Here is an 8,344-nt window from a genome sequence, read left to right as displayed (position 1 = left end):
CCAGCCGCTGGCGCAGCAGCAGCGCGGCCAGGTCCAGGGTTTCGCCGGCCGCGCGCATCACCCTGCCCATGTTGATGAAGCCGTGGATCATGCCGGGGTGGACGCGCACCAGGGTTTCCACACCCGCCTCTCGCAGGCGCTGCGCGTAGTGCAGGCCTTCGTCGTGCAGCGCATCGCGCTCGGCCAGCACCACCAGCGCCGGGGCGACGCCGGCCACGTCCGGCGCCACTACCGGGGAGATGCGCCAGTCCGATGCCAGCGACGGGTCCGGCAGCAGCTGGCGGTCGAAGTAGCGCATCGCCGCTTCGGTCAGCGGCGGAATGCCGGCGTTGTGCACGCGCGAGGGGAAGGGATTGTCCGGGCGCACGTCGGTCAGCGGATAGATCAGGATCTGGCAGCGCAGGGCGATGCCGGCATCGCGCGCGTCCAGCGCGGCGCTCGCCGCCAGGGCGCCACCCATGCTGTCGCCGGCCACGGCCAGGCGCTGCGGATCGGCACCGACCTCGCCCGGGTGCGCGGCCACCCAGTGCACCAGCGCGATCACGTCCTCGATGCCGGCCGGCGCCGGATGTTCGGGCGCCAGCCGGTAGTCCACCGCCAGCACCTGGCAGCCGGCGCGCGCGGCCAGTTGCCGGCACACGTCGTCGTGCGAGTCGAGGTCGCCGACCACGCCGCCACCGCCGTGTGCATAGAGGCAAGTGGGGGCCGGACCGCCGTCGAGGCCGTGCGGGCGGTACAGGCGCAGCGGAATCGGCGCGGCCGGACCCGGTGCCTGCAGGTCGCGGACCTCGGCCATCTCCACGCGCGGGAAACCGAATTGCGCGGCGACGCCGCGCATCATCGCCCGCGCCTGGGGCAAGGGCAGTTCCTCCATCGGCGGCTGCCCGGACTGCTGGGCCTGGGCGAAGAAACGGACGACGTCTGGATCGAAATACATGGGTGGCCCTCCCGGGGCGGCTGCGCAAGCGGCGTCGGGCGGATTGTTATTCTCGATAACCATTTCCGCAAATAAGCGAACTGGAACGCCGATGCGCGGTAGCCGACGGGTCAGCGGCAGGCGGCCGATCGTCACGGCGCGGATGCGCGTGCAATGCAGGCGCGGCGAGGCATTGCGCAGCTTGGAGCACGCGCTGGCGACCGGGCGCGCACGCGTCGCCGCCACATTGCGGCGCAGCATGGACTTGCGCGCTGCGCGCCGGAACGTGGCTCAGTCGTCCTGCGCGGCGGCCTCGCGGCCCTGCTGGCGGATGATGGCCTCCTGCCGCGCGTCCTCGATCGAGGCGCGCACGGCGCGCACGTCGGCGCGGCGGGTGTCGAAGGTGAAGCGACCGGTGAGTGCGCTGTCCGGGCGCAGCGTGCCCTTCTCGTACAGCGCCCACATCTCCTCGCCGTAGTGGGTGGCGTTGAGCTCGGGCGCGAAGCGGCCCAGGCAGTCGCGCAGGTTGTGCACGTCGCGCAGCAGCATGCTGCGGGCGGCGTTGTTGCCAGCGGCGCTGACCACCTGCGGGAAGTCGATCACCACCGGACCATCGGCGGCGACCAGCACGTTGTATTCGGACAGGTCGCCGTGGACCAGGCCCAGGCACAGCATCTTCACCACGTCGCCGACCAGCTGCGTGTGGAAGGCGCGCGCCTGCTCCGGTTCCAGTTCCACCTCGCCCAGGCGTGGCGCGCTCTGCCCGTCGGCGTCGGTGACCAGGTCCATCAGCAGCACGCCGTGGAAGTAGCCGCGCGGCTGCGGCACGTGCACGCCGGCGTCCACCAGCTGGTACAGGGTGTTGGCCTCGGTGTCCTTCCACGCGGCTTCCTGCTCGCGGCGGCCGAACTTGCTGGCCTTGCCGATCGCCCGCGCCTGGCGGCTGCCGCGCACCTTGCGCCCTTCCTGGTACTGCACGCGGGCCTGGAAGCTGCGCTGCGCCATGTCCTTGTAGACCTTGGCGCAGAGCACGTCGTCGCCGGCCTGGACCACGTAGACCGCGGCCTCCTTGCCGCTCTTGAGCGGGCGCAGCACGCCGTCGATGACGCCATCGTCGATCAGCGGCTGCAGGCTCGGGGGAATCTTCATCGGGTGCGGCATACCTGGAGTGAGTCGCCGCGATTATGGCCCAAGGCTGGCGTGGTGCCCGGCGTGCCGGTACGGCGCGACCGTGTCGCCAACGCGCCGAAGATACGTACGGAGCGGCTTGCGGCCTGTGCGACGAACGATTGGGCGGCGCGGCGGCGCCCGGCATTTGTCTACGACGGCCGCCGAGGTGTACCGCCGCGTTCAGCTTTCAAGACGGTGGCGCAGGGCTGTCGTGTTGTTTGCGGCGAGGACGCGCGCGAGGCGTTGCCTGGGTGGATGGTTGGATAGGCGTTCGACTGCCGTCGCGTCGGGACTGAAGTCCCTCCCACAGGAAGCGCCTCCCGCACTGGGAAACCGGACGTCGCATGCTTGCGCACGGTCAGGTTCCGTCATGAACACGGCAGTACGGCGGCTGCCGTGTTGGTTGCCACGGGGATGTCGCATAGGGCCTCGCCTTGGTCGACGGTTGGACGGCATCCAACTGTCCTGCGTCGGGACTGAAGTCCCTCCCACAGAAGAGCGTCGTGCGTGGCGACGCTTCTGCATGCTCGTGCCAGCCTCAGGCTGGCCTCAAGCTCGCCGCAGGCCAGCCCAGGCCCGGCCTCGCGCTGCCTCGGTTCCGGCTCAGGGCGAGGCAGCGACCTGGGCCTGGGCGTCGGCGCCGCCGCCGAGCACCTGGTACAGGGTGACGCGGTTGCTGGCGTCCTGCAGGCGCAGCGCGATCAGCGCCTGCTGCGCGGCGAACAGCGAGCGTTGCGCATCCAGCACCGGCAGGTGGCCGTCCAGGCCGGCGCGGTAGCGCGCGTCGGCCAGGGTGTAGCTGCGCTGGCTGGCGTCGACCAGGGCCTGCTGCGCGGTCAGCTGCGCCTGCAGGTGGTCGCGCGTGGCCAGGGCGTCGGCCACTTCGGCGAAGGCCGACTGGATCGCCTTCTCGTACTGCGCCACGGCGATGTCCTTGCCGAGCTTGGAGGCGTCCAGCGAGGCCTTCAGCGCGCCGGCGTGGAAGATCGGCGCGGTGATGCTGGGCACGAACGACCAGGTGCGGCTGCCGGCGGAGAACAACGTGGACAGCGTATCGCTGCTGCGCCCGGTGGACGCGGTGAGGCTCAGCGACGGGAAGAACGCCGCGCGTGCGGCGCCGATGTCGGCGTTGGCCGCCTGCAGGCTGTGCTCGGCGGCGAGCACGTCCGGGCGCTGCAGCAGCACCGTCGAGGACAGGTGCGCCGGCAGCGGCGCCAGCGCCACGCTGTCCTGCATCGCCTGCGCGGTGGGCAGCAGCGCTGCGTCCACCGGCGCGCCGACCAGCAGTTGCAGCGCATCGCGCGCCTGCGCCAGTTGGGTGGCGGCGCTGGCGACGGCCACGCGCGCCGACTCCACGCTGGTCTGCTGCTGCGCCAGGTCCAGCCCGGACGCGCTGCCGATGCTGTGGCGGCGCTCGGTCAGTTGCAGGGTCTGCGCCTGGCTGTCCAGGGTCTGCTGCGCCAGCGCCAGTTGCGCCTGGTCCGCGCCCACGGTCAGCCACGCCGCGGCGACCTGGGCGACCAGGGTCAGGCGCACGTTGCGCTGGTTTTCCGCACTGGACAGCCAGTTCTGCAGCGCTTCCTGCTTGAGACTGCGTAGTTGCCCGAACAGATCCAGCTGCCAGCTGCTGAGCCCGACCTGCAAGGTGTCGCTGGTGCTGACCTGGGAGACGCCGTCGTCGTTGCTGGCGGCGCTGCTGCGGCCGCGGCTCATGCTGGCGTTGGCGTCGAACGAGGGCAACTGCGCGGCGCGCTGGAGGCGGTACTGCGCGCGCGCCTTGTCGATGGACAGCACCGCCACGCGCAGGTCGCGGTTGTTCTGCAAGGCCAGCGCGATGGTCTGGCGCAGGCGCGGATCCAGGAACACCTGCTGCCAGTCCGGCATCGCCAGCGTGTCGGTGGCGGCGCCCGCGGCGGGCGCCGCGTCGACCGCCGCCAGGTCGACCGGCACGGGTGCCGCCGGGCGTACGTAGGTCGGCGCCAGGGTGCAGCCGGACAGGGCCAGCAGCGTGGCCACCGCCACGCTCATGCGGGTCAGCGCGCTCATGCCTGCGTCTCCGGGTGGGCGACCGCCGGCCCCGGGAACATCCGGCGCACGATCACGTAGAACAGCGGCACGAAGAACAGGCCCAGGGTGATCGAGGCCAGCGTGCCACCGGTGACGCCGGTGCCCAGCGAGTGGCGCGCGGCCGAGCCGGCGCCCTTGCTGAACACCAGCGGCAGCACGCCGAGCAGGAACGCCAGCGAGGTCATCAGGATCGGTCGCAGGCGCATCTGCACCGCGTGCAGGGTGGCGGCGAGCAGGCTTTCGCCGCGGTGCTCGAGGTCGCGCGCGAACTCGACGATGAGGATGCCGTTCTTCGCCGCCAGGCCGACCGTGGTCAGCAGACCGACCTGGAAGTACACATCGTTCTCCAGGCCGCGCAGGGTCATCAGCAGCACCGCGCCGAACACGCCCACCGGCACCGCCAGCATCACCGCGAACGGAATCGACCAGCTCTCGTACAGCGCCACCAGGCACAGGAACACGAACAGCAGCGAGATCGCATACAGCGCCGGCGCCTGGTTGGCCGACAGCTTTTCCTGGTAGGCCATGTCCGACCACGCGTAGCCGAAGCCGTGCGGCAACTGCTTGCTGAGTTCGGCCATCGCGTCCATCGCCGCGCCGGAGCTGACCCCGGGCACCGCCTGGCCGGTCAGCTCCATCGCCGACACGCCGTTGTAGCGTTCCAGCGCGGCCGGTGCGCTGGTCCAGTGCGAGCGGGTGAACGCCGACATCGGCACCATGTCGCCGCCGCCGTTGCGCACCGTCCAGCGGTCCAGGTCCTGCGGCGCCATGCGTGCGTCGGCGTCGCCCTGCACGTAGACCTTCTTGATGCGGCCCTTGTAGATGAAGTTGTTGACGAAGTCGCCGCCGAGCGCGCTGTTGAGCGTGGCGTTGATGTCGCCCGGGTCCACGCCCAGCGCCTGCGCCTTGGCATCGTCGATCTTGACCGCGTACACCGGCGCGTCTTCCAGGCTGGCGTAGCGCACGTTCATCAGCTTGGGATCGTGCTGGGCCAGCCGCAGCAGCTTGTCGCGCGCGGCGACCAGGGCGGCATGGCCGGCGCCTTCGTAGTCCATCAGTTCGAAGGTGAAGCCGGAGGCGTCACCGAGGCCGGTGATCGCCGGCGGCGAGGTCACGAACAGTTCCGCGTCGGGCACGTCGGCCAGCGCCTTGTTCAGATGGTCGGCGATGGTCGCCGCATCGTCGTCGCGGTCGTCCCAGTCCTTCAGCCGGACGAAGGCCATGCCGACATTCTGGCCGGCGCCGGTGACGCTGAAGCCGGCCGAGGACAGCACCGAGCGCACGCCCGGATCCTTCAGCGCGGCCTTGGTCAGCCGGTCGGTCACCGCCAGGGTCTGCTCCAGGGTGGAGCCGGCCGGCAATTTGACCAGCACGTTGAGCATGCCCTCGTCCTCGTCGGGCAGGAACGCACCGGGCAGCCGCCACAGCAGCAGGCCGGTGACCGCGATCAGCAGCGCATAGGCGAGCAGGCCCAGCGCGCGCTTGCCCAGCACCCGCTCGACCAGCGTGCGGTAGCGCTCGGACAGGTGCCGGAAGCGGGTGTTGAACCAGATGAAGAACCAGCCCAGGCGCCCGTGCGAGCCGATCGGCGCCTCGCCCTGGTGCAGCGGCTTGAGGATGGTCACGCACAGCGCCGGGGTCAGGGTCATCGCGACCAGCACCGACAGGATCATCGAGGCGGCGATGGTGATCGAGAACTGCCGGTAGATCACGCCGGTGACGCCGTTGAAGAACGCCATCGGCACGAACACCGCGGTCAGCACCAGCACGATGCCGACCAGGGCGCCGCCGATCTGCTGCATCGAGCGCAGCGTCGCTTCCTTCGGCGGCAGGCCTTCCTGGCCCATCACCCGCTCCACGTTCTCCACCACCACGATGGCGTCGTCGACCAGCAGGCCGATCGCCAGCACCATCGCGAACATGGTCAGGGTGTTGATCGAGTAGCCGAACGCGGCGAGCACGCCGAAGGTGCCCATCAGCACCACCGGCACGGCGATGGTCGGGATCAGCGTGGCGCGCCAGTTCTGCAGGAACAGGTACATCACCGCCACGACCAGCAGCACCGCTTCGATCAGGGTGATGACCACTTCCTTGATCGAGGTGGTGACGAACGGCGTGGTGCTGAAGGCGATGTGGTAGTTGAAGCCGTGCGGCCAGTACTGCTTGAGTTCCTGCAGGCGCTGGTCGATGGCCTTGGAGGTCTCCACCGCGTTGGCATCGGAGTTGAGCTCGATGCCCAGCGAGGCCGAGGGCTTGCCGTTGAAGCGGGTGATGCTGTCGTAGGTCTCCGGGCCCAGGCCGATCCTGGCCACGTCCGATAGGTGCACGGCGGCGCCGCTGGCATCGCTCTTGAGCACGATCGCGCCGAACTGCGCCGGGGTCTGCAGGCGGCTGCGGGTGGTCACGGTGGCGTCCAGGCGCTGCCCGCGCAGCGCCGGCTGGCCGCCGATCTCGCCGGCCGACACGTCGGTGTTCTGCGACTGCAGCGCGTTCTCCACGTCCGAGGGCATCAGCGCGTACTTGCGCAGCTTCTCCGGGTCCAGCCAGATGCGCATGGCGTATTCCGAGCCCATCGGCTGGATGTTGCCGACGCCGCTGACGCGGCTGATCTGGTCGTCGATGTTCGATTCCATGTAGTTGGCGACATCGAAGTTGTCCATGCTGCCGTCGTCGGAGGTGAACGCCACCACCTCGAACAGCGAGCCGCTGGACTTGGTGATGACCAGGCCGTTCTGCTGCACGGCCTGCGGCAACACCGACATCACCGACTGCAACTGGTTCTGCACCTGCACCTGCGCGGTGTCGGCGTTGGTGCCGGTCTCGAACACCAGGTTGACCTGCGCGGTGCCGTCCGAGGCGCTGGTGGAGGTCATGTACAGCAGGTGGTCCAGGCTCTGCTGCGACTGCTCGATCAGCTGGGTGACGGTGTTCTCCACCGTCTGCGCCGAGGCGCCGGTGTAGGTGGCGCGCACGGTGATGGTGGGCGGCGCCATGTGCGGATAGCGTTCGACCGGCAGCCCATGGATGGCCAGCATGCCGATCAGGACAATGACGATGGCCATGACCCAGGCCACCACCGGGTGGTTGACGAAGAAGCGCGACATGCGGGAGTCCTCAGTCGGCCTGGGCGTCGTCGCCCGGCAGCGCCGGCGCGGCATCGAGCTGGGCGGCGGTGACCGGATACGGCTGCGCCGGCTTGCCGAGTTCGGCACGGCTGCCGTTGACCACGATCAGGCGCTCGCCCGGCTTGAGCCCGGACTCCACCAGCCAGTCGTGGCCGATGGCCTCGCCGGTGCGGATGTGCCGCTCCACCACCTTGTTCTGCGCGTCGAGCAGCTTCACGACGGGCTCGCCCTTGCTGTCGCGGGTCACCGCCTGCTGCGGCACCAGCACCGCGCCTTGGTCGGTGGCCATCGGCAGCACCGCGCGCAGGTACATGCCCGGCAGCAGCAGGTGTTCGGGATTGGGCACCACCGCACGCAGGGTGACGTTGCCGGTACCGGCGTTGACCTGGGTGCCGACGAACTCCAGCGTGCCGGCATGCGGATAGGTGCTGCCGTCCTCCAGCCGCACCTGCACCTGCGCCTTGCCGTCGATGGCATGGATCTGCCCGGCGTCAAGCTGGCGGCGCAGCGCCAGCATCTGCGTGCTGGACTGGGTGACGTCCAGGTAGATCGGATCCAGCCGCTGGATGGTGGTCAGCGCCGCGTCCTGCGCGGCGGTGAGCAGCGCGCCGACGGTGTAGGCGGAGGTGCCGATGGTGCCGGAGATCGGCGCGGTGATGCGGGTGTAGTCGAGGTTGATGCGCGCCGCCTGCAACGCCGCCTTGGCCGCGACCACCGCCGCCTCGTCCTGGCGCAGCGCGGACACCGCGTCGTCGGCGTCCTGCTTGCTGGCCGCGTCCATGTCGGTGAGGCTGCGGGTGCGCTCGGCCTTGGGCCGCGCGCTGGCCAGCGCCGCCTCGGCCTGCACCAGATTGCCGCGGGCGATGTCGTAGGCGGCCTGGTACGGCGCCGGATCGATCACGTACAGCGCCTGCCCTGCCTTGACCTCCTGGCCCTCCTGGAACAGGCGCTGGCGCAGCAGCCCGCCGACCTGCGGGCGCACGTCGGCGGTCTCGTAGGCCACGGTGCGGCCGGCCAGGGTGCGCTCCACCGGCAGCGTGCGCGCGCCCAGGGTCAGCACCCCCAC

At 70.3% G+C, this 8,344-nt stretch carries 5 protein-coding genes; all 5 read right to left on the bottom strand.

The features are described 5' to 3' along the window. A partial coding sequence (locus D180_RS08410; protein WP_017912447.1) for an alpha/beta hydrolase occupies positions 1–937 on the bottom strand: 937 nt, incomplete at its 3' end. A 270-nt stretch (positions 938–1,207) separates the two neighbouring features. Continuing rightward, positions 1,208–2,065, bottom strand: a complete 858-nt coding sequence (locus D180_RS08405; protein ID WP_017909291.1) for a PA4780 family RIO1-like protein kinase — start codon at positions 2,063–2,065, stop codon at positions 1,208–1,210. A gap of 624 nt (positions 2,066–2,689) precedes the next feature. After that, the gene (locus D180_RS08400) at positions 2,690–4,132 is read right to left on the bottom strand and encodes an efflux transporter outer membrane subunit (protein ID WP_017912445.1); all 1,443 of its coding nucleotides are present in this window, start codon (positions 4,130–4,132) and stop codon (positions 2,690–2,692) included. Continuing rightward, on the bottom strand, positions 4,129–7,257 hold the full coding sequence (locus D180_RS08395) for an efflux RND transporter permease subunit (RefSeq protein WP_017912444.1): 3,129 nt from the start codon (positions 7,255–7,257) through the stop codon (positions 4,129–4,131). Before D180_RS08395 ends, D180_RS08400 begins: the two co-directional genes overlap by 4 nt. Positions 7,258–7,267: 10 nt before the next feature. Beyond that, positions 7,268–8,344, bottom strand: a 1,077-nt coding sequence (locus D180_RS08390) for an efflux RND transporter periplasmic adaptor subunit (RefSeq protein ID WP_017912443.1), incomplete at its 5' end; no start/stop codon positions are given.

The sequence above is a fragment of the Xanthomonas sp. SHU 166 genome, assembly GCF_000364685.1.
Classification (GTDB): Bacteria; Pseudomonadota; Gammaproteobacteria; order Xanthomonadales; family Xanthomonadaceae; genus Xanthomonas_A; species Xanthomonas_A sontii.
Note: the sequence above shows the minus strand (reverse complement) of the source record. Positions and strands in the feature narration are given on the sequence as shown.